This is a genomic window from Neobacillus endophyticus, assembly GCF_013248975.1.
Taxonomy (GTDB): Bacteria; Bacillota; Bacilli; order Bacillales; family Cytobacillaceae; genus Neobacillus; species Neobacillus endophyticus.
The window spans coordinates 2,079,089-2,102,298 of record NZ_JABRWH010000001.1 but is presented as its reverse complement, the minus strand read 5'-3'; the positions used below and the strand labels follow the sequence as shown (position 1 = coordinate 2,102,298).

Annotated in this window: 16 protein-coding genes and 1 rRNA gene; 2 read left to right on the top strand and 15 right to left on the bottom strand. The window is 41.9% G+C overall.

Annotated elements, in window-relative coordinates:
* Window positions 1-89: 89 nt before the first annotated feature.
* The 5 genes from HPT25_RS10250 to HPT25_RS10230 all read right to left on the bottom strand — a co-directional run bounded on the left by HPT25_RS10250 (window position 90) and on the right by HPT25_RS10230 (window position 7,692).
* Window positions 90-1,639: ribosomal RNA gene (locus HPT25_RS10250) — 16S ribosomal RNA — on the bottom strand.
* Between the two features lie 368 nt (window positions 1,640-2,007).
* Entirely contained in the window at window positions 2,008-3,498 is a 1,491-nt protein-coding gene (glpK, locus tag HPT25_RS10245) for a glycerol kinase GlpK (RefSeq protein ID WP_173063357.1), read from the bottom strand.
* Between the two features lie 33 nt (window positions 3,499-3,531).
* Window positions 3,532-4,362 carry an MIP/aquaporin family protein gene (locus tag HPT25_RS10240; RefSeq protein WP_173063354.1) on the bottom strand — a complete coding sequence of 277 codons (831 nt, stop codon included), beginning with the start codon at window positions 4,360-4,362 and terminating at the stop codon, window positions 3,532-3,534.
* Window positions 4,363-4,690: 328 nt separating this feature from the next.
* Window positions 4,691-5,218, bottom strand: a complete 528-nt coding sequence (locus HPT25_RS10235; RefSeq protein WP_173063352.1) for an NUDIX hydrolase — start codon at window positions 5,216-5,218, stop codon at window positions 4,691-4,693.
* Between the two features lie 293 nt (window positions 5,219-5,511).
* Window positions 5,512-7,692 carry an alpha-galactosidase gene (locus tag HPT25_RS10230; protein WP_246277171.1) on the bottom strand — a complete coding sequence of 727 codons (2,181 nt, stop codon included), beginning with the start codon at window positions 7,690-7,692 and terminating at the stop codon, window positions 5,512-5,514.
* Window positions 7,693-7,948: 256 nt separating this feature from the next.
* Between HPT25_RS10230 and HPT25_RS10225 the strand changes: the two genes are divergently transcribed.
* Both HPT25_RS10225 and ytaF read left to right on the top strand, forming a co-directional pair.
* Entirely contained in the window at window positions 7,949-8,548 is a 600-nt protein-coding gene (locus HPT25_RS10225; RefSeq protein WP_173063350.1) for a DedA family protein, read from the top strand.
* Between the two features lie 324 nt (window positions 8,549-8,872).
* A complete protein-coding gene (ytaF, locus tag HPT25_RS10220; RefSeq protein WP_173063348.1) occupies window positions 8,873-9,499 on the top strand; it encodes a sporulation membrane protein YtaF in 627 nt (208 codons plus the stop codon).
* 220 nt (window positions 9,500-9,719) lie between these two features.
* Here the strand turns inward: ytaF and mglC are convergent, their stop codons facing one another.
* From mglC to HPT25_RS10170, 10 genes are all read right to left on the bottom strand, one after another.
* On the bottom strand, window positions 9,720-10,742 hold the full coding sequence (gene mglC, locus HPT25_RS10215) for a galactose/methyl galactoside ABC transporter permease MglC (RefSeq protein WP_173063346.1): 1,023 nt from the start codon (window positions 10,740-10,742) through the stop codon (window positions 9,720-9,722).
* Between the two features lie 11 nt (window positions 10,743-10,753).
* On the bottom strand, window positions 10,754-12,259 hold the full coding sequence (mglA, locus tag HPT25_RS10210) for a galactose/methyl galactoside ABC transporter ATP-binding protein MglA (RefSeq protein WP_173063344.1): 1,506 nt from the start codon (window positions 12,257-12,259) through the stop codon (window positions 10,754-10,756).
* Window positions 12,260-12,483: 224 nt separating this feature from the next.
* Entirely contained in the window at window positions 12,484-13,560 is a 1,077-nt protein-coding gene (mglB, locus tag HPT25_RS10205; RefSeq protein WP_173063340.1) for a galactose/glucose ABC transporter substrate-binding protein MglB, read from the bottom strand.
* Between the two features lie 521 nt (window positions 13,561-14,081).
* Window positions 14,082-15,677: a response regulator transcription factor gene (locus HPT25_RS10200; protein WP_246277170.1), complete on the bottom strand. Its 1,596-nt coding sequence runs from the start codon at window positions 15,675-15,677 to the stop codon at window positions 14,082-14,084.
* Window positions 15,649-17,127: a sensor histidine kinase gene (locus tag HPT25_RS10195; protein WP_173063320.1), complete on the bottom strand. Its 1,479-nt coding sequence runs from the start codon at window positions 17,125-17,127 to the stop codon at window positions 15,649-15,651. The genes HPT25_RS10200 and HPT25_RS10195 overlap by 29 nt, the downstream gene beginning before the upstream one ends.
* A complete protein-coding gene (locus tag HPT25_RS10190) occupies window positions 17,127-18,134 on the bottom strand; it encodes a sugar-binding protein (RefSeq protein WP_246277169.1) in 1,008 nt (335 codons plus the stop codon). The genes HPT25_RS10195 and HPT25_RS10190 overlap by 1 nt, the downstream gene beginning before the upstream one ends.
* A 192-nt stretch (window positions 18,135-18,326) precedes the next feature.
* Entirely contained in the window at window positions 18,327-19,331 is a 1,005-nt protein-coding gene (locus tag HPT25_RS10185; protein WP_173063314.1) for a LacI family DNA-binding transcriptional regulator, read from the bottom strand.
* A gap of 15 nt (window positions 19,332-19,346) precedes the next feature.
* On the bottom strand, window positions 19,347-20,393 hold the full coding sequence (locus HPT25_RS10180) for an aldose epimerase family protein (RefSeq protein WP_173063311.1): 1,047 nt from the start codon (window positions 20,391-20,393) through the stop codon (window positions 19,347-19,349).
* 33 nt (window positions 20,394-20,426) lie between these two features.
* Window positions 20,427-21,911: a UDP-glucose--hexose-1-phosphate uridylyltransferase gene (gene galT, locus HPT25_RS10175; RefSeq protein WP_173063308.1), complete on the bottom strand. Its 1,485-nt coding sequence runs from the start codon at window positions 21,909-21,911 to the stop codon at window positions 20,427-20,429.
* Between the two features lie 87 nt (window positions 21,912-21,998).
* The gene (locus tag HPT25_RS10170; RefSeq protein WP_173063305.1) at window positions 21,999-23,180 is read right to left on the bottom strand and encodes a galactokinase; all 1,182 of its coding nucleotides are present in this window, start codon (window positions 23,178-23,180) and stop codon (window positions 21,999-22,001) included.
* Window positions 23,181-23,210: the final 30 nt, after the last annotated feature.

Here is a 23,210-nt window from a genome sequence, read left to right as displayed (position 1 = left end):
TTGAGAGAGATTGTTCTCTCAAAACTAAACAAACAAAGAACGTGTCACAAACCGTTTTGTCTGGCTCATAGGTCCAGCTTTATCCTTAGAAAGGAGGTGATCCAGCCGCACCTTCCGATACGGCTACCTTGTTACGACTTCACCCCAATCATCTGTCCCACCTTAGGCGGCTGGCTCCTTACGGTTACCCCACCGACTTCGGGTGTTACAAACTCTCGTGGTGTGACGGGCGGTGTGTACAAGGCCCGGGAACGTATTCACCGCGGCATGCTGATCCGCGATTACTAGCGATTCCGGCTTCATGCAGGCGAGTTGCAGCCTGCAATCCGAACTGAGAATGGTTTTGTGGGATTGGCTCCACCTCGCGGCTTCGCTGCCCTTTGTACCATCCATTGTAGCACGTGTGTAGCCCAGGTCATAAGGGGCATGATGATTTGACGTCATCCCCACCTTCCTCCGGTTTGTCACCGGCAGTCACCTTAGAGTGCCCAACTAAATGCTGGCAACTAAGATCAAGGGTTGCGCTCGTTGCGGGACTTAACCCAACATCTCACGACACGAGCTGACGACAACCATGCACCACCTGTCACTCTGTCCCCCGAAGGGGAACGTCCTATCTCTAGGAGTGTCAGAGGATGTCAAGACCTGGTAAGGTTCTTCGCGTTGCTTCGAATTAAACCACATGCTCCACCGCTTGTGCGGGCCCCCGTCAATTCCTTTGAGTTTCAGCCTTGCGGCCGTACTCCCCAGGCGGAGTGCTTAATGCGTTAGCTGCAGCACTAAAGGGCGGAAACCCTCTAACACTTAGCACTCATCGTTTACGGCGTGGACTACCAGGGTATCTAATCCTGTTTGCTCCCCACGCTTTCGCGCCTCAGCGTCAGTTACAGACCAGAAAGCCGCCTTCGCCACTGGTGTTCCTCCACATCTCTACGCATTTCACCGCTACACGTGGAATTCCGCTTTCCTCTTCTGCACTCAAGTCCCCCAGTTTCCAATGACCCTCCACGGTTGAGCCGTGGGCTTTCACATCAGACTTAAAGGACCGCCTGCGCGCGCTTTACGCCCAATAATTCCGGACAACGCTTGCCACCTACGTATTACCGCGGCTGCTGGCACGTAGTTAGCCGTGGCTTTCTGGTTAGGTACCGTCAAGGTACCGGCAGTTACTCCGGTACTTGTTCTTCCCTAACAACAGAGCTTTACGACCCGAAGGCCTTCATCGCTCACGCGGCGTTGCTCCATCAGACTTTCGTCCATTGTGGAAGATTCCCTACTGCTGCCTCCCGTAGGAGTCTGGGCCGTGTCTCAGTCCCAGTGTGGCCGATCACCCTCTCAGGTCGGCTACGCATCGTCGCCTTGGTGAGCCGTTACCTCACCAACTAGCTAATGCGCCGCGGGCCCATCTGTAAGTGACAGCCGAAACCGTCTTTCAGTTCTTCCTCATGCAAGGAAGAAGATTATCCGGTATTAGCTCCGGTTTCCCGAAGTTATCCCGATCTTACAGGCAGGTTGCCCACGTGTTACTCACCCGTCCGCCGCTAATCTCAAGGAGCAAGCTCCTCGAGATTCGCTCGACTTGCATGTATTAGGCACGCCGCCAGCGTTCGTCCTGAGCCAGGATCAAACTCTCCAAGAAAGTTGATATAGCTCATAAAAATAACGTTGGCTTCATTTCGTTAGAAATGAATAATTATTGTTTGTTGACGTTTTTGTTTGTTTAGTTTTCAAAGAACAATTTTACTCGGAACAAGATATTATTCTATCATTTATATCTCGATTATGTCAATCCCTTTTTATCAGCGACAAGAATTAATTTTACAGATCAAAATTTATTTTGTCAATAAGTTTTTTGAATTTCCCAAAGGTGTTATTTAAGGACTCCCGGTGGGAATTACTATATTACTCTTAAACTTTTATCATGTCAACAATCATTTTTAAAAGTAATAGATTTAGTTTTTCTTGAAAAATGACCGCCATCTAAAAAGAATGGCGGCCATTTTATTTTTATTTAAATGTCCTTGCAGCGTTAACGGCCTTTTTCCAGCCAGTATATAGGTTTTCGCGATCCGCTTCTTCCATATTCGGCGGGAAGGCACGGTCCATATTCCATTGTGCCGCAATTTCTTCACGGCTTTCCCAATAGCCAACTGCCAGCCCTGCTAAATAGGCAGCACCTAATGCAGTCGTTTCTTTAATAACTGGTCGTTCTACCGGCACATTTAATAGATCACCTTGGAATTGCATTAAGAAATTGTTAGCTACAGCACCGCCATCCACACGTAACGCTTTAAGAGAAATACCCGAATCAGCTTCCATTGAGGTTAATACATCTTTTGTCTGGTAAGCAAGGGACTCTAATGTCGCGCGAATAAAATGTTCCTTCGAAGTCCCCCGTGTTAAGCCGAATACAGCGCCGCGGACATCACTATCCCAATATGGGGTACCAAGACCAACAAATGCTGGAACTACGTAGACACCCTCTGTAGAAGAAACACTTGTGGCATATTCCTCACTCTCAGAAGCGTCTTTAAACATACGAAGTCCATCACGAAGCCATTGAATAGCAGAGCCTGCAACAAAAATACTTCCTTCTAAAGCATACTCAACTTTCCCATCAATTCCCCAAGCAATCGTTGTTAATAATCCATGTTCAGATTTCACTGCTTGCTCGCCAGTATTCATTAACATGAAACAGCCTGTTCCGTACGTATTTTTGGCCATTCCTTTTTCATAACAAGCTTGACCGAATAATGCCGCTTGCTGGTCACCGGCAACCCCGGCAATTGGAACATTGCATCCGAAGAAATGATAGTCAACTGTTTCAGCATAAACTTCTGATGACGGGCGGACCTCAGGAAGCATTGATGAAGGAACTGTCAGGATTTCTAATAATTCCTCATCCCATTTAAGTTCGTGAATGTTGTACATCAAAGTTCTGGATGCGTTTGAATAGTCTGTTACGTGGGCACGTCCGCCGGAAAGTTTCCAAATCAGCCATGTATCGATTGTTCCAAATAAAAGGTCTCCGCGTTCAGCTTTTTCTCGCGCACCTTCAACATGATCTAAAATCCATTTTACTTTCGTTCCTGAGAAGTAGGCATCAATTAACAATCCAGTCCTATCTCTGAATAAAGAGTCGTATCCATTTGCTTTTAGTTCTTCACAAATTTCAGATGTTTGCCGAGATTGCCAGACAATGGCATTATAGATTGGTTGTCCTGTAGTTTTATCCCATACCACTGCTGTTTCCCGCTGGTTGGTAATTCCTATTCCCGCAACTTGCTCAGGTTTTACATTTGATTCTGCCAAACAAGATGCAATAACAGATAATATCGATCCCCAAATTTCATTAGCATTATGTTCTACCCAGCCTGGCTTCGGAAAAATTTGTGTAAATTCTTTTTGAGCTGTATGGACGATTTCTCCGTTTTTATTAAAGAGAATGGCACGTGAACTTGTGGTTCCTTGATCCAAAGATAAAATGTATTTTTCCATATCTAAACACTCTCCCTTATATTTTTTAAGATATTATGCACTATATTTTTCTGACATAACTGTTGATTCAGGCTGCGGTTTTTTACCGGCGATGCCTGCAGCAGCAAGAACGATAACCGTGGCACCAATGATATACCAAAGGCTGGTTGTTGTTTTCCCCAAAAATGCCGCTTTATAAAACAAGCCTCCCAGGCTTCCACCAAGGATCGGTCCGACAATTGGAATCCATGCATATCCCCAGTTAGAGCTTCCCTTCCCTGGAATTGGAAGAAGCGCATGAGCCAATCTTGGGCCAAAGTCACGTGCGGGATTGATGGCATAACCTGTTGTTCCACCTAAGCTTAAACCGATACTAACAATCAGGAATCCCACAACTAAAGGATTCAACCCATCTGTAAATTTATTAGCACCAATCGCAAGAATACCTAAAACAAGAATAAAAGTACCAATGATTTCACTAATTAAGTTGGCAAATGTATATGGAATAGCTGGGCCAGTTGCGAACGTTCCTAATTTTGCACCAGGATCTTCTGTTACCCTCCAGTGAGGTAAGTATTGGAAATATACGATTACAGCACCTACAACTGCACCAATCACCTGTCCTGCGATATAAGTTGGAACCTTATCCCATGGGAGATCCCCTGTAAACGCCAAGGCAATGGTTAATGCCGGATTAAGATGAGCTCCGCTAAATTTCCCTACCGCGTATGCTGCCACTGCTACTGCAAATCCCCAGCCAAATGTAATGACAATCCATCCACTGCCGTTAGAGAGCGTTTTCTTTAAGTTGACACCTGCACAAACACCTGCCCCTAATGTAATTAAAATGGCCGTACCTATCAGTTCTCCCCAGAATGCTGTCATAAATCATCCTCCTCTTTCTCCCTATTTATTTTCGATTGATTGATAAAATAGACAAAGAAAAAAGGAGACCACAAAACCCCTCCTAAAATAGAAGGTCATTTCGTGAGTCTCCCAATCTCCATCACATTTTATCAACTTATTTACATTATAAAAGTTTATGAAAACGGTGTCAATTTATATTTTCAGATTATTTCATTAGATAATTGTTATTTTTAATATAATTCTAGTCTATTGAATGCAGGAAATCATGTGTAATTCAGAAGAATTTTGTTGTTGAAAAAACAGCGCCTGACACCTAGTGTTTCACATGGTGTCAGGCACCGCATTTTTACCCTTTCATGAACTTATATCTCAATACTGCTGCGAGCCCTGCACCATGATTGAAATTTCCATCTATAACCATTTCTTTTAACGTTTCCATGCTTATTTTATGTAGCTCGATTTGTTCACTGTTATCCAGGTTTTGTTTGGTTGCAGTTAAGCCAGCTGCAGCAAATAAGAAGATTTCTTCACTCGTCGAACCGGGAGAAGGATAAAAACTGCCAAGTTCAAGCCAGTGCTCTGCTCTATAACCGGTTTCCTCCTCCAATTCCCGCTTGGCCGCATCCAGCGGTGATACATCATCCGGGTCAATAGCACCTGCTGGAAGCTCCCACTGCCAGCTTTTTAACGCATGACGATATTGTTTTATACATAACACATGTTCATCTTCAGTAAACGCAAGGATACAAACCCCTTTTGCAAAATCCAAATAGGCAAATGTCTTTTCGTCACCATTAGGAAGGGTCACCTCATCAGTAATAACCCCATAGCGGTTAACCTGTTGCTTCGTGGAATGATTGATTTTCCAAACCATCTTTATTCACCTCTCTTGGGTTATTTTAACATGTTTACTTTTATGGTGTCAGGCACCGCGCGTGGACAAATACAACATTTTGTCCACGTGGAGTGGACAGTAACTTTTTAAAACCTGTGATTGTATTATTTTTTTATAGATTTGTTGAAATTTCGATATAAAAGGTTACAATGTCCGGGTGGAACCTTCCACTGTTGGCGGGGTGCCTGACATCCTTTCTTTTTAATCAATTTCCGTTTTACTATGGATACCTACGAATAAATTGGGGCTGGCACTTTTTACGGTGCCAGCCTCTATTCAAGCTCGAAAAGATAGGATGTAAAATCCTTTTTGATAAGTGGCAGCTTTAATCCGATTTTCATCAGTTCATCACCATAAAATAGTTGTTTTCCTCTATTAATACGGTATGTTTTTTGGGGGTTTAGGCCCTGTAATTTTAAGCGGAGAAAAGGCGGGTTAGGTGTGGCCAATGTTTTGTAATAGAAAATGACTGCTTTAGCACGGTCTGACGTAACATACATCCAAGCAGTGTCCATTCCTTCAAATGGGCTGAGCAATCTGAACTGTTCCCCAAAGCATACGATGTCCTTTATTTTTTGATATTGCAGAATCTGCTCTTTTACTATTAGTTGATCTTCCTTACTCAATTTATCAATATTGAGTTCGAACCCTAAATTAGCCGCCATGGCCACATGACATCTCATGATTAACGGGGTCATCCTCCCCACTTGATGATTTGGCACATCTGAAACATGGGCTCCCATTGTAATTGCGGGGTAAACAAGGCTTGTTCCATATTGAATCTTCAACCTCTCTACTGCATCGGTATCATCACTCGTCCAGGTTTGGGGCATATAAAAAAGCATCCCGGCATCAAAGCGGCCTCCGCCGCCAGAGCAACTCTCAAACAATATATCTGGAAACCGTGAAGTCAGTACCTCTAAGACCCGATACAATCCAAGCATATAGCGGTGCGCCGTTTCTTTTTGACGTTCAGGATGCAGAGCGGCGGAACCTACTTCCGTCATATTTCGGTTCATATCCCATTTTACATAAGAAATCGGAGCACTTTTAAATACATCTGTAAATGTATCAATCATCCAATTACAGACATCTTCACGGCTTAAATCAAGAACTAGCTGGTTTCTCGATTCCGTTCTTCGCCGGTCTGGGACATGCAGGCACCAATCCGGATGTGCTCGATATAAATTGCTGTCAGGAGAAACCATTTCTGGTTCAATCCACAATCCGAATATCATTCCTTTTTTTTGAACATATTTTGCCAGCCCCTTCAAACCATGAGGCAGTTTTTTCTTATTTACATCCCAATCGCCGAGAGAGCTCTTATCATTATCACGGTGCCCGAACCAGCCATCATCCAAAACAAACAATTCCATTCCTAACTCTTTTCCGGCATCAATAATTTCCTTTAATCTCTTTTCTGTAAATTTAAAATAAGTTGCTTCCCAGTTGTTAATCAGAACAGGACGGGATTTATCACGATAAATACCTCGGCACAATCGCTCACGCAATAACCGATGAAACGTTCGCGACATCATCCCAAGCCCCTCAGAGGAGTATACCATTAAGGCCTCAGGTGTTTGAAATGTATCCCCTGGTTTCAGCAGCCAGATAAAATCAAAGGGATTGATACCGATACTTAGTCTCGCCGTTTCAAATGGGTCGACCTCAACCGTTGCCGCAAAATTCCCACTGTAGACAAGACTAACCCCGTACACCTCACCTTGTTCCTCATTCGCATTTTTCTCAAGCAGCGCCACAAATGGATTATGGAGATGGCTGCTTGCTCCCCTGGCTGACGAAATGGTCTGAATTCCATGATGAAGCGGGAAACGCTCCAAATGCTGCTCACGCCCCCAGGTTCCTTGAAGATGCAAAAAGTCCCAATTGGCTTGGTGGAAATCAACCGACATGCTCATGCATTTATGTAATTCTACATCCTGCTTTCCAAGATGTTCAATCGATGCAGAGCGAGTAAGGACATCCATGTTACGGTAAATAGTATACTGGAGATTAATTCCTACCCCGATGAGAGAGTCAACCAGTGTGACTACCAGCGAATCTGCCTCGTTTTTCTCTTCAACATATGCATGAGGCAGCCCTTTTAAAGGACGTTTCCCCTGGTAAATTTCATGTGAGTTATAGACAAATTCTGTAATTGTAGAGCCATCCATGGTTCTAAGCTGATATGCCGGTGACCGAAAATCACCGTTTCCAAATGCAGGATACTCCTGAGGCAAGGAATCAAGGGAAAATTGCGGATCTAAAGGTTCTGAGGCAGGTGAAAACGCTCTGCTTTTAAATGACAAAATAGAATCTGGCTGAAGTACCTGAACCCGTTTCCCCCAATACAAATGCGCAAGATACTTTCCATGCACCACCTTCATCAAATAACTTACATGGTCATTATATAAATGAAAAACCCCATTCCTTTCATCCCAGTCAATCGGCAACTTCTCCACACTCCTTCCATGCCCTTAACTAATCCTACTATATTCGATATCAGGATAAACAATACGGAGACAAGAAAAATGGTGTCAGGCACCGCATAATATTTAAATATTTTGGGAATATAAGTTTGGAGCGGTTGCGTTTTTATTTTTATAGTGTTACCTTTTTTAGGAAATCCTTCTTAGATTGGCTGCATTCTTTATGAATGGGAAAATGATTTGTTATCAGCAATGAAAAGAATATTAGGACGTGGCACAGATGCATCATTTGAGTTATCTCGTTTCGCATTATGGTTATTTCGGAATTATTGTAGCTTTGATCGGAGGGATTATTGGACTGCCGATTCCTGATGAGGTTCTTCTTACTTATGTGGGGTATAATGTCTTTCAGGGTAAAATGGCCTTTCTTCCTTCAGTTGCTAGTGCTCTTTTTGGAGCCTGCTGCGGTATTACCCTTAGTTTTTTGTTAGGGATTAAATTAGGTGTGCCATTTTTAAACAAGTATGGCCCTAAGCTTCACATCAGTGAAGCAAAAGTGGCGCGGACAAGGAAATTATTCGATAAGTTCGGACCATTTCTGCTTTTAATTGGATTTTTTATTCCGGGGGTACGGCATATAACCGCTTATCTCGCTGGAATTAATAGCTATTCTTATAAAAAGTTTTCCCTGTTTGCCTATACTGGCGCCATTATATGGTGCACCATTTTCATCACACTTGGCAGAGCCTTAGGAGAAAACTGGATTGATTTCAGGTTTTATTTTTCAAAATACAGTATCTATCTTGTTTTGATATTCGTTCTTGGATGTGTTATTTTTTATAACTTTTGGCGAAAAAGAAAAATGCAAAAAGTATTCTAAACTATTCGTAAACCCCTTTCGAGGGGTTTTTATTTTTTTTACAAAGCGCTGTTAAACATGGCTGTTGATTTCCGCTCCAAGCACTTCGCTTTCCGTGAGCGTGCCGGGGAGCCTCCTCGGCCCCGTACTCCCGCAGGAGTCTCCGTGCCTTCCGCTCCAATCAACAGTGTGCATATATCAACATTGTTCTTTAACATAGCTTTTTACAAAAAAATATTTCAGACAGAATATAGCCGATGCATAATCCAATTCCTTTCTTACCTGTGCACTATCTGCCCAATTTTGTCATACACATAGGATAGATAGGACCTAGGAGGGTAAAGCATGCATTGGTTGACCATCTTGTTAATCGGAGTAGCAGCAAACATTGATAATTTAGGGATTAGCGTCTCTTATGGTCTAAAAACAACACGGATTCCAGCTGCTTCTAATTTATTTATTGCCGTCATTTCCATGATATGTGCCTATATATCGATTACGGCAGGAGAAGTCATTTCCAATTTTATATCATTAAAAACAGCCAATTTAATTGGAGGTTTATTGATTATTTTCCTTGGGGGGAAATGCATCACAGAAGCATACTTTTCAAAAGCTTCTTTGGAGTCCGGCACAGAAGAAGCCGAGCGGGTTTATGCTGATTCTAATTTTTCAAGAGTCATCGCACACCCCCAACTTGCGGATCTAAATCAAGATAAAGTGATTACTTTAAAGGAATCCATACTTTTAGGGCTAGCACTGGCCATGAATTGCTTAGCTATTGGCCTTGGAGCAGGTATTGCCGGAATCCCCCCTGTACTAACAACCCTTTCCATCGGCGTCTTCTCCTATATCTCCATCGCCATTGGCGCCATGATCGGGAGTAGAATCAGCAACAACAACATCGCAAAATACTCAAACATCCTTTCCGGTCTACTGCTCGTCATGATCGGTGTTTACGAAATTATCACCTAGTCATATGAAAAGCGCAAGCGCCCTGGTCAGCGGCGTATGGGCTGGATCACTCCAACTGAGATAAAAGAAACACGAAGAGCGTTAGCCCATTCGTGCTTAATTGATCTCAGGGCGATAGGCCGCTTGCGTTAAACAATTTTCATAGTTAAAATCTATATTTTCTTTATATTAAATAATAAGACAGCACCATTTTTGAGGTGCTGTCTTCAGCATATAATAATTATTTTTTCTTCGCGTGTTTGCGCATGTCGAAGGCAACAGCCACGACGATGATCGCACCTTTCACGATGTATTGAATGTATGGGCTGACGCCAAGGAAAGCTAAACCATAGTTGATAATTTGGAAAATTAATACCCCAGTAATAACACCTGGTACAGTTCCGATACCGCCAGATAGGGATACGCCGCCGACTACGCAGGCTGCGATGGCATCTAGTTCGTACATGTTACCTGTATTGTTTGTGGCACTGCCGACACGACCGGCTTCAAGTGTACCAGAGAAACCATAAAGAACACCTGCAAGTATATAAATTAGAATCAAATATTTCGTTACATTAACACCTGATACTTTAGCTGCCTCCGGGTTGCCCCCGATGGCATACATATTTTTACCAAACTGTGTTTTATTCCAGAGAATCCAGATAAAGATCGTAAAGATAATGGCATAAAAGATTAGATATGGAATTTCATAGCTGCCGATTGGAATCCCACGCTGTGCAAAAGTGATAAATTCATTATTTAACCCGCCGATTGGCTGTGCTCCATAAGGAGGACGGTCAAAGTACATCGAGTTTAACCCATAAACAGTGATCATCATACCTAGTGTCGCGATAAAAGGTGGTACATTTAACTTTGCGACAATAATACCGTTTAACCCACCGATAAGACCAGTAATCACCATGGCAAGTAAAATTGGAACAAATAAAGGTAGATGCGGCAAATGAGGATACATGCGATAAGCATAATCGGACGCTTGCAATAGTGAAGCCGAGACTACTGCAGCAAGCCCCACCATCCGGCCAGCCGAAAGGTCTGTTCCTGCCGTAATCAAAATCCCTGCCATCCCAAGGGCAATAATAATCCTTGATGAAGACTGAGTTAAAATATTAATTAAGTTCGTTACCGATAAAAAGTCAGGAGAAGCAATGACAATACCGATGACGAGCAATATTAAAAACACATAAATTACGTTATCAAAAAGCCACTTTGACACATTTGATTTTTTTGACGCCTGATTATTCATGGACACCCCTCCTAATACATAGCTGCCAATCGCATGATTTCTTCTTGCGATGTTGTTTTTGTATCAACAATTCCAGCTACTCTTCCATTACTCATGACTAAAATTCGGTCTGTAACACCTAATAATTCTGGCATCTCCGAGGAAATCATAACGATCCCCTTTCCTTCCGATGCTAATTGATTAATTAATTGATAGATTTCAAACTTTGCTCCAACGTCAATTCCCCTTGTCGGCTCATCCAGCAATAAAACATCCGGTTTCGTTAAAAGCCAGCGACCAATGATAACCTTCTGCTGATTCCCGCCGGAAAGACTGCCAATCGAGGTTTTTTGCGTAGGGGTCTTCACCTTCATTGAATCAATCACCCATTGCGTATCCTGGGATACTCTGCGGTCAGAAAGGAACACGCCTTTGGTTTTATATTGTCTTAGATTAGAGATAACAGAATTAAAGCTAATGCTTAATTCAGGAAAAATCCCTGTTGTTCTTCTTTCCTCCGTTACTAGAGCAAAACCGTTTTTAATGGCCTGCTTGGGAGATTGGTTTTCAATTACTTTTCCGTTCAATTCGATGGTTCCAGATTGTAATCCCCGCATCCCAAAAATAGCTTCAACCACTTCCGTCCGTTTCGAACCAACTAGACCCGCAATTCCTAATATTTCACCTTTTTTCAATTCAAAATTGACATCAGTAAAAGAGGACTGGGATTCTGCTGTCAGATCGGACACCTTAAGAATGATATCCCCTGGTTTGTTCATTTTTTCCGGGAAGCGCTGAGAAAGATCACGTCCAACCATCAGCTTGATAATCTCATCTGTTGTAATATCCTTGGCACTTTTGGTGGCAATGTATTGACCATCGCGCATGATCGTTACTTCATCTGAAATTTTCAAAATTTCTTCCATCTTGTGGGAGATATAAATAATTGCCACATTCTCGCTTTGCAGCTTTCTAATGATTCTAAAAAGATGATTTACTTCATTTTCTGTTAAAGAAGAGGTCGGCTCATCCATTACAATCAGTTTAGAATTATAGGAAACAGCTTTCGCGATTTCTACCATCTGCATCTCAGAAACGGATAACGTATTGACCTTACTGCGCGGGTCAATTTGAATATCAAGACTCTTAAAAATTTCCAACGTATCTTCGTACATTTTCTTGTGATCAATGAATATGCCTTTTCTTGGGTAACGGCCCAGCCAAAGATTGTCCATTACACTTTGCTGACGCACCTGATTGAGTTCTTGGTGCACCATGGAAACGCCATTCTCAAGTGCCTGTTTGGAATTGGCAAAGGACACTTCTTGTCCATTTAATAGAATCTTACCCTCATCCATTGAATAAATCCCGAATAAGCATTTCATTAAAGTTGATTTTCCCGCACCATTTTCGCCCATTAGCGCATGGACTGACCCAGGTTTCACTTTTAGCGAAACATTGTTTAGAGCTATTACGCCAGGGAATCTTTTGGTTACATGAAGCATTTCGAGTAAATTGGTTGTATTAGCTTCTGACATGAGCAAACCTCCTCGCTTTACCATTTAAAAAATATGAGACTGTGTAAATACGTCTCATACTAGTTGAATAAAAGTATGACGGTGTCCAGGCTTCAAAGTGAACGCTTTGAAACAATACCCCGAACGAAGGAAAAGCTGCATCTTTTCCTTCGTTCGAGGAGCGCCATGGGACCTAACTGTCAGCCCCTGGACAGGCGCTTCTAGCTCTTTACTTAAAATGCTTCTTATTTATAAGCGTCTTCACCGACTTGAATATTATCTTTTGTGATCATGACATATGGAACACGAACAGCTCTGGAATCATCTAATTTCCATTGAGTTCCATCCAATACGTCTTTACCATTTGCAGCATTAGCAGCAAGGTCAATTGTCGCTTTTCCTTGGTTCTTAGCGTCGTTTAAGATGGAGCCAACCATTTTTCCTTGTTTAATCATGTCAAGGGCTTCAGGAATCGAGTCAACACCAACAACTGGCATAAACTTATTGCCTGTGAAATACCCAGCTTTTTCAAGGGAAGAAATAGCACCTAACGCCATACCATCGTTATTTGCAATAACAAATTCAATTTTGTCATTGAATTTAGAGATCCACGCATCCATTTTTTCTGTTGCCTTTGTTGCATCCCACATAGCAGTATCCATTGCTAACTCTTGCGTTTTGATGCCCTTTTTGTGAAGTTCATCAATAACATACTTCGTACGTGCTTCTGCATCCGGATGTCCTGGTTCACCTTTTAGTAATACATATTGAAGGACGCCATCATGGTTTTTATCCCATTTATCCTTGTTTGCTTCCCAAGCTTTAGCAATCAAATCCCCTTGCAGGATACCTGCTTCAGCAGAAGTTGTTCCAACATAGTAAGCTTTATCATAGCTCTTCATAACACTTGCATCTGGCTCTTTGTTGAAGAAGATAACTGGAATATTTTTTGGTTTAGCCTTATCAATGATCGTTTGCGCAGCTTTTGGATCTACAAGGTTAATGGCAAGCGATTTTGCACCTTTTGCAATCAAAGTATCTACTTGCTCCATTTGTTTTGCCTGGTCGTTTTGAGAGTCATTCAACATAAGATTTATTTTGCCTTTTGCTTCATCCTGCATTGAACGGCGTACATATGACATGAAGTTATCGTCAAACTTGTAAATGGTTGCACCTACTGCAGGAAGGCTGCCGCCGCTGCTTCCACTGTTACCGCTTGAAGAACTTGCAGTACCGCTAGTTGAGCTGCTGCACCCTGCAGCTAATAGAATACTAGTCGCGATCGTTGCTGTTAGAAATAAACCTTTTTTCTTTTTCACCATGCTATCATTCTCCTTTTTTTGTTTTGGCAAAGCCTGTGTTCATTCACTAAAGCCTCATGTAAGCCTTTACACTTATGGTAGCATGGGCCAAGCTTGTAAAATAGGTCAAAAGAATAGCATAAATTTGTGATATTCTAGATTATTTTGCAACGATTGAAACATTTCCGTAATAATCCAGTTTTAGAAATATTTTTTATAAAAAAACAGCCATTTTCCTCCCAAAAAATGACAGTTTATTCATTCAGCACCCAGACTTCAGAACTATGAATCTTCACTTTTTTGTCCTTAAATCGCAATATTAAATAGGTATATCACACTATGGCTTCAATATCATTTAGTGATCTAAATGTTCCGATATCCTGCGAATACGAGGCAGGTAAGGTCCCCTTCACCTCGCTCATTCCCTTGACCGGAAACCAACCTCCAAGTATAATCAAGCCACTAAAAAAGGTATAATCCCTCACTTCTAGAGGAAATTATACCTTTTTATGTCACAGAAAGTGCACGTGATTTCCATTCAATTAACTAACAATCGCTTTTCGAAACTCTGTCGGCGATAGGCCTGTGTGTTTTTTAAATACTCTGCTGAAATAATTCGGGTCCTTGTAACCAACAGAAAAGCAGATTTCCTTTAAGCTTTTTCCTTGATCGACCATTTCATCCTTGGCCTTCTTGATTCGAATTTCCGTCAAATAATCAATAAACGTCATTCCGAAGCGGTCCTTAAATAATTTACTGAAATAAAACGGACTTAGCTCCACATATTCTGCTACCTGCTCCAGTGTAAGAGAATCAGCAAAATGCGTTTCGATAAATTCCTTTGCCTTGTGAAGCATCCCCTTTGCATGATTCATCCGCCAGACTTGGACGTGACTGACAATCTTTAATAAATGGGTTTTACCCTTTTCAAACATTTGCTGAATTTCTTCCGAATCCTCAATAACAGGTGTTTGCTGATAGCTGATGCCTAAATCATGAAGCATCCTTGATAGAAGGACGAACAATTCATCAAATGACTTTTTCACGATTGATCCCTGCAAATCGCCATTTTCTCTCATTTTATTAATAAATGAATCATAGATAAAGAGTACTTGATTGACATCGCCTTGACGGACGGCTTCTAGTAGCTGTTTCTCAATTTCCAGCATTGCGGACAAGGAAGGCATATCTGTTGAACCTTGTTTATCACAAAATAAGACCCTGCGATTCGGGATTAATAGAAGCTGTTTTAATGCAAGTATCGCATCATGATACGATTGATTAAGTTCATTTGCATGCTGATAAGGAAGGCCGATACTAACTTTTAATTCTCCCTTAAAGGGCTCTTTTCGAAAAAGCGTAGACAAGTTGTCAATAATGGCTTGAGCATCTGTTTTAAAATGAAATTTCCCTGCTGTTTTCTTACACAGGAACAACACCGGTACTTGCGTTTCTGTCATCGGCCCTGGAAGAACCTCTTGCTTGCTCGTGATTGTTTTCAGCGATTCCTTAAGCCAGCTGTACCAGTTATGTTTTTCCATTTGAGAAAAATCTGCAGCCGGTTCCGGTTCAAGGTAAAAAAGCATGATATACCCGCTGGTAATTTCTACTCCAAGCAGCTGGCTCCATTCATCAAATGACATATCATGAACCTGGTTTGTGATTAAGGAAGATACCCATTCCTTTTGCGCAATCGATACCGCTCGGTTTAGGCTTTCTTTCAAACTATGCTGTTCTTCCCGCTGTTTGCGATCCAAAGAAATTTCAGCCAATACCCGCTCCAGGCTTTCACAAATATCTTGCTTTCTGCTTGGTTTTAATATGTATTCCTTAACTCCCTGCTGCATCACTTCTTTGGCATATTCAAATGTATTAAAGGCAGATACCATGATAAATCGGACATCACGATTAAACTTTTTAATTTCTTTAACGGCTTGGACACCGTCAATGCCGGGCATTTTGATATCCATGAAAATGATATCAGGCTCATGCTCCTTAGCCATTTCAATGGCTATTCTGCCATTCGGGGCACCCTCGCCAATAACTGTTAAATCATCTGAAATATTCGCAATGATTTTTGTTAATGCCCTCCGCTCCAGGACTTCATCATCAACAATCAGTATTTTTAACAAGGTCATTTCCCCCTTTATTTACATCTGGAATCTTTAGCCTAAAGTTGGTTCCCTTTCCTAATTCCGTTTCAATTTCCACAATGTCCTGACATTGGTAAAAAAGCTGCAGCCTTCGAATTACATTTTTCACACCTATACCTGTAGAATGACCCCCGGATTTTTCCAGCCTTGCGCCATCATCTGCTTCGTTCCCTTCCCCATATTGAAGCAGTTTTTGCCGTACATCCTCTGTCATCCCCTGGCCGTTATCGATGACCTCCACATAAATCGATTCTTGACAACGATAAATTTGGAGGCGGATTTCAGCATTTTCCTCGTAAGCTTCCACCCCATGAATGAAGGCGTTTTCTACTAGCGGTTGTAAAATTAATCGAGGGACTTCAATGTCCAGGCAATCGTCCTGGATCTCTGTTATAAATTGAATCCGTTCCCCAAATCTTGTTTGTTGAATAAAGAAATACTCTTTGACAATCTTTACTTCATCCCTCAATGTAGATCCTCGATTTAAATCACCTAGATTATACCTGAGGATAGCCGCAACAGCTTCAATCAGTCTTGAGGTTTGTTCCGCTTCTTCCAGGTAGGCCAGTTTTGATACGGTGTTTAATGTATTAAAAAGGAAATGTGGATTAATTTGATGTTGCAGCCTTCTTAGTTCCATTTCCTTCAATAACTTATCCAGCTCTGATTTTTGTTTAATTTCAAGCACCAACTGCCTAAGATTTGCCCGCATTTGATTAAACGTTTCAGTCAGAGGCTTCAATTCGTCTTTTGTGGTAATTTTTATATCTTTACCATCCAGTTTTCCTTTCGAAATCTCTTTTGCAGCTTTCGATAACAGACTAATAGGTCTCGTAATCCCTCCAGAAATCCATAATGCCAACAATGTGCTAAGGAAAAAGGCGGCGGCAAACAGGGACAGCGACATGAGCCTGTAATATCGTCTTTGCTTTTCCATCTCATCATAGAATTTTTGATATTCTGTCAGTTTATTATTTAATATAGCCAGTGTGCTTTCATGAATAAAGGAGGCGGTATTCACGGTATCATTAAAATGGTCAGAATAACCGTTAATATCATTCCGTCGGAAAGCACCAACCGTTGCGTCGCCTTCGTCTAAGAAACTATCAATCATGTTTTTATAATTCATCAAAGTAGCATCATTGGAATTCATTACTTGATAAAGTCTTTTTTGGTCGTCGATCAGCTTTACTTTTTCCTTTCGGTAATCCTCATGGTAGTGCTCTTCTTTTTCAAGAATATATGCATGAAGTTTATCGGTAATTAAATTGGTCCGCTGTGAGATATCATTAAGCAGAAGAAAACTTTGGAAACTGTCATCATACTCACTAAACACACTTTCACTGCTTTTATAAAACAGGAACCCGACGGACGATAGCAGAACGACAAGGACAATAAAATACAGCAGCAGTTTCGATCGGATTCGGAATAACATTACCTGCCCTCCCCTGTTTCTTTTCGGATTTGAGGCAAATCTTTGGCGCGCAATATACTTGTATCCGTGTGAACTACAGAGGGCACTTTCTTTCGATTAATGATATCAATCATAATTTTTACAGCTCCATAACCCATTTGGTAGGGTTCTTGGACAACCGTAGCCTGTATCGTTCCTTTACGAATGTACTCCAGTGTTTCCGGAAGAGTATCAAAGCTGATAATATAGATTTGTCCAGGTTTTTTATATTGCTCCACCACTTGGGCTATGCCAACACCGTCTAATGCGCTCGTCCCGAAGAAGGCGTTTACATTCGGGTGGTTCTGTAATATCTGATAAGTCTTTTCAGCGGCACGAACTCTGCTGATCTCCGACTCTTCTACATCAATGATATGTATTCCTTTTTCAGACTTAACGGCATCTTCAAAGCCCTTCACCCGCTCCTGCTGGTGATTTTTATAAAAACTTCCGGTAATAATCGCGACATTCGCCTTTCCTTTTGTATCTGCAATCATCGCTTTTCCAGCCAAATAGCCTGAATAGTAATTGTCAGTTCCTATGTATGCAAGACGCTTGCTGTTTACTGTGTCTGTATCAACGGTGACTACTGGTATTCCCTGTTCCACAATCCTATTTATTAACGGGGTAAATTGGTCATCCAGCCCTTGGGTCATAATGCCATCAACTTTTGAAGCCGCTGCCATTTCAATCGTTTTTAAGTGAACATCAATATTCGCCTGCTTCGGCCCCACATATTCCAACAGCACCCCATACTTTTTGGCGGCTGCCTGTGCACCTTTTTCTACAAGTCTCCAATACTCGTTATCTAACTCTTCTGGCACAAGTACCAAATGATATTTATACTTTTGCTGCGTCCCTTTCTCCACCGGCTGCTTATGGGACACCACCTTAACCCCATAAAACACCGCAAACGAACAGCTAACAATAAAGCACAAAGCACCTGCAACATACCCCAACCTCGCCAATCTGCCCATACACATCTCCATTCCGCAAGTCTCTAACTAAAATCATTATACGTAACATTCGACCAATCAACAATCACCTTTTCTGTCATTTTAAGTTAACTGTTGATGAGAGGTGGTGTCAGGCACCGTAAAAAGACAAAAGGCTGTTTTGTCCGCCTGAGGTGGACAAATTGCCTTTTGTCTCTTTTGTTTATCTTATTCTTGCATGTTATGTTATTCCACTTTGGTGCCAAAGCTGCTGTCGCGGATGATGAGTTTGGTGGCGATGGTGATTTTTTTAGGCGTTTTTCTTCCTTCTATTCGTTCGAGGAGGGTGTCTACGGCGGTTTCTCCCATTAGTTCTGTGTAAATCTTTACCGTGCTTAATGCCGGAAAGACGTATTTCGCGATACTTACATCGTTCACACCAATGATGTTCACTCGCTCGGGAACAGCAATACCTTCATCTAATAATGCACGCAATGCTCCGACAGCAATTGAATCATTCGCGGCAAAAAAGGCAGTAGGCAGCTCTTGCCCATGTTCGCGGATTGCCTTCTTCATAAGAAGATATCCGTCATCAACAGAGTAGCTGCCGCTGTACATAAAGGCTTCATGAAATAATCCCTTTTCCTTCATTAATCGCTTGAAAGTCCTCTCTCTGGGATCCTCAATCACAGCCGTTTCATCCTTAAACATCTCTTTGCCGCCTATATAGCCGATTTGCTTATGGCCATTCTCCCATAAAAAAGCAAGAACCTTTTCGACCGCCTTCCCAAAGTCCACCACGACTGAATCATAACGCTCTTCATCTGGAGAGTAGTCCACATAAACAATGTTCTCAGTCAGCGCTTCCAGCTCTTTCACTTGTTTTTCGCTAAATTTACCGATCGCAATCAGCCCTTGAATCTCTCCACTCTTCAATTCTTCAAAATGGTCTTGGAAAAACCTTACTACTTGAATACCATGGGACTGACACCGATTCTCCACGCCTAAACGAATCGACATGTAATACAAATCCCCGAGTTCTTCCTTCTCCGTATACCATTGCAAGAGGGCAATCTTGCCTGTTTCCTGTTTCCGTACAGCTTTCTTTTTATAATCAAGTGCCTCTGCGACTTCAAAGATTCTTTTTTTCGTTTCATCACTAACTGAAAGTGTCGCATCATAATTCAATACACGTGATACCGTCGCAATGGACACTCCCGCTTGCTGGGCAATATCCTTTATGGTTGCCATATTAAAAACTCCTTATTATTGTACAAAAAATCGGTACGTCGTTGCGTGGCGGTATAATTCTCCTGGATTCAGAATGACAGAAGGAAACTCAGGATGATGGATCGCATCCGGAAGCCCTTGCGTTTCCAAACAGACACCTAAGTATTTCCTTGCCGGGACACCTGAAATTGAAAATGGCCCTGCCAATTGGTTCCCGGAATAAAGCACCACGCATGGCTGATTTGTTGTCATTTCCAGCACCCGTCCGCTCTCATCATCGCATAACCTAATTTTATTTTCACCCTGTTTTGAAAAAATAAGCGGGTGATCATAACCGTAGCCGACCAGAATATTTTGCGGATCAGATGATTGAATTCCATCACTTAGCTTTCGGCCGCTTCGAAAATCAAATGGAGTGTCAGCAGCCCCAAGTATTTTTCCAGTCGGAATTAAATCTGACGCTAACTCTAAAAAGCCATTGTTATCAAGCTGGAGCTCATGTCCGGAACAATCCCGCTTCAAATTGCCGTTTAAGTTAAAATAAGAGTGATTTGTTAAATTCACCAACGTCTTTTTATCTGTTTCCGCTTCAAACGTAACGATCAGCTCATTTTCATTGGTTAAACGATAGATCACTGTTGTTTCCAAGTTTCCGGGATATCCTTCTTCCCCATCCGAACTGTAATAAAAAAATTTTATACCGACAGACTTTTCATCTTCCAATGGTTCAGCTTGCCACACCACTTTGTCAAAACCTTTTTTTCCTCCGTGAATATGGTTTGCACCTTCGTTGGCATCAAGCACATATTCCTGCCCATCCAGCTCAAACCGTGCACCTTTAATCCTGCCGGCTACACGGCCGACAACTGTTCCAAAGTACGGTGACCATTCTAAATAATCCTCCAACCGCTCAAAGCCCAGTACAACATTTTCCATAGTGCCACTTCGGTCAGGAGCCAGAATTTTTGTGATGACACAGCCGTAATCTAAACAAGAAACCCTCATTCCTAAATCATTCGTTAGCGTATATTCATTCACTGTTCCACCATCAATTTGCCCAAATAATCTCTTTGTAATCTCCATCAACTTCACCCCACTCTTTTCATATAAGTTAAGTTATAATGATTGAATAAAGCGCTTAAACCCAGAGACTCCCTCTTTGTCCCGCTTAAAAACACCGGCATCCACAAGCGCCTGCAAGAATTTCATCCCTGTTTCTTTCCGGACCAGATCTTCCACATTTTCCTGAATCGCAACAGCATGATACCGTTCTTTTAACTGATTCGCCCAGACTGAGTGATAATCAGCAACATCTGCTGGTTGGCCGAGAATAAATTTCTCCACCTCTCTCAGCTCATCTTTTAATCGCGGCGGCAGAACGGCAAGTCCCATTACTTCAATCAAACCGATGTTTTCCTTCTTTATATGGTGCACATCCGCATGCGGGTGGAAAATGCCTAGAGGATGCTCCTCATTCGTGCGGTTATTGCGCAAAACTAAATCCAGCTCAAACATATCCCCTGCTTTACGGGCAATGGGCGTAATCGTATGATGCGGTGTCTCATCGGTCCAAGCCAAAATTCCCAATGAAGCATCGCTATAATTCTTCCATTTTGTTAAAATATGCTCCGCCAATTCCACAAGATGATCGATTTGCTGTGAACGCAGGCGAATAACAGACAACGGCCATTTAACAACCGAGCATTTCACCTTTGGATAATCTGACAAGTCAAATGTCCAGTCATCTTCTGCTTTTGCCATCGCAAATTGATAATTCCCGCCCTGGTAATGATCATGTGATAATATGGAACCACCCACAATCGGAATGTCCGCATTAGAACCAAGGAAATAATGTGGAAATTGTTCAACAAACCCCAGAAGCCGCTGAAAAGTCTTCCTGCTAATTTGCATATCTGTATGCTGCTCCGACAATAATATGCAGTGCTCGTTATAATACACATACGGTGAATACTGCAAATACCACTTCTCACCTGACAAATCCACGCGAATCATGCGGTGATTGGATCGTGCCGGATGGCCGATTCTCCCTGAATAGCCTTCATTCTCAATACAAAGCAGACATTTGGGATAAGCTGTTTTTTGCACTGCCCGTTCCCGTGCAATACTTTTCGGATCCTTTTCTGGCTTTGATAAATTAATCGTTATATCGATGTCCCCAAACTCCGATCCAACCTTATAATCTATATTTTTACGAATCTGCTTCATTTGAATATAGTTACTATTTTTACTTAAATGATAAAAATACTTTGTGGCGGAATCCGGGCTCTGCTGGTATTTTTCATAAAATTGCTGGTTCACTGCTGAAGGTCGGGCAATAAAACAATTCATTACTTTACTGGATAAAATTTCCCTTTCATCAAAAAGATCTTCAATAATTCCTGTTGTGCACGCGTAATCAACGATTTGATCAAGCAGCTCAGGAATGTCAAAAACAGTTTCTTCTGATGGCAGCGATTCCGGAAACTCGGTCAGGTGCAAAAGGATAAGAACTTGATTCCGGGCGTATATTTCATCTTCCTTTTCGATAAGCTGTGCAGCTAAGGCTTGGTTAATTAATTGTTGAACTAACTGCCAAATCATCTTTTTCACCTCTATATTTGATTGCCGTTCTTGGGATGCCTGTGCTGGATTCGCCCCACAGAAATAAATTCAGGCCGGAACTGTTTTTCATTTTACTGACTCCAGCGCAATTTCCTTTGCTCCATCGCCAATGCTAGCTACATAAAAATCGGCAGAATAGCCAATTTTCCCTTGATAGGCAGCCCCCACATTTGTAATAAAATTCTCCACCTCACTATTTTCCACAATGGCAATTGCACAGCCGCCAAAACCTGCACCTGTCATTCTTGCTCCAATCACCCCCGGCTGTTTCCATGCCGCTTCTACTAAACTATCAAGCTCGACTCCCGTTACTTCGTAATCATCTCGTAATGAAATATGAGATTCATTCATAAGTCTGCCAAAGGCCTCCAAGTTCCCACCCTTTAACTCGTTTAGCGCCTTTAAGGTTCTTATATTTTCATAGACAGCATGCTTTGCCCGTCTGCGGATCGTTTCATTGGCAATTAGGTGCTGATTTTCTGTAAACTCTTCTTCTGTCAGCTGGCCTAGTGCATCAATTGAAAGCTTTTGCTGAAGCAGTTCCAATGCTTGGTCACACTCACTTCTACGTTCATTGTATTTCGAATCCGCCAGTTCACGGCGCTTATTTGTATTCATAATTAAAATCTTATAATCATCCAATTGAATCGGAGCATACTCATACCTTAGTGTTTGGCAATCTAGAAGAATACCAGCATCCTTCATTCCCATTCCAACCGCGAATTGGTCCATGATTCCACTGTTGACACCGATAAATTCATTTTCAACACGCTTTCCTATTTTAATTAAATCAAGGCGTGGAATTTCTAAACCATATAGTCCATTAACTAAAACACCCGTTAACAACTCAATCGATGCAGATGAAGATAATCCTGCACCATTGGGAATATCCCCCTCGATCGCACATTCAAATCCTGTTGGTATCTCATAACCCGCCTCCATAATATAGCGGATCATCCCCTTTGGATAGTTGGCCCAATTGTGCTTTTGATCAAAAGTCAACTCGTTTAAGTTAAATTCGATAATTCCTTTGTCAGGGAAGTTCTCTGAGTATAAGCGGACAAGCTGATCCTCCCGCTTTCGAGCAACAGCATAAGTTCCATACGTAATGGCACAAGGAAACACATGGCCGCCGTTATAATCAGTATGTTCTCCAATCAAATTAATCCTTCCAGGAGCAAAAAACGCATGTTTAGGTAAAACGTGAAACACATCAAGAAAAACTTTATTTAGCGTAGTAATGTTCATATTTAGAGTTCCCCCCAAAATTATATAATT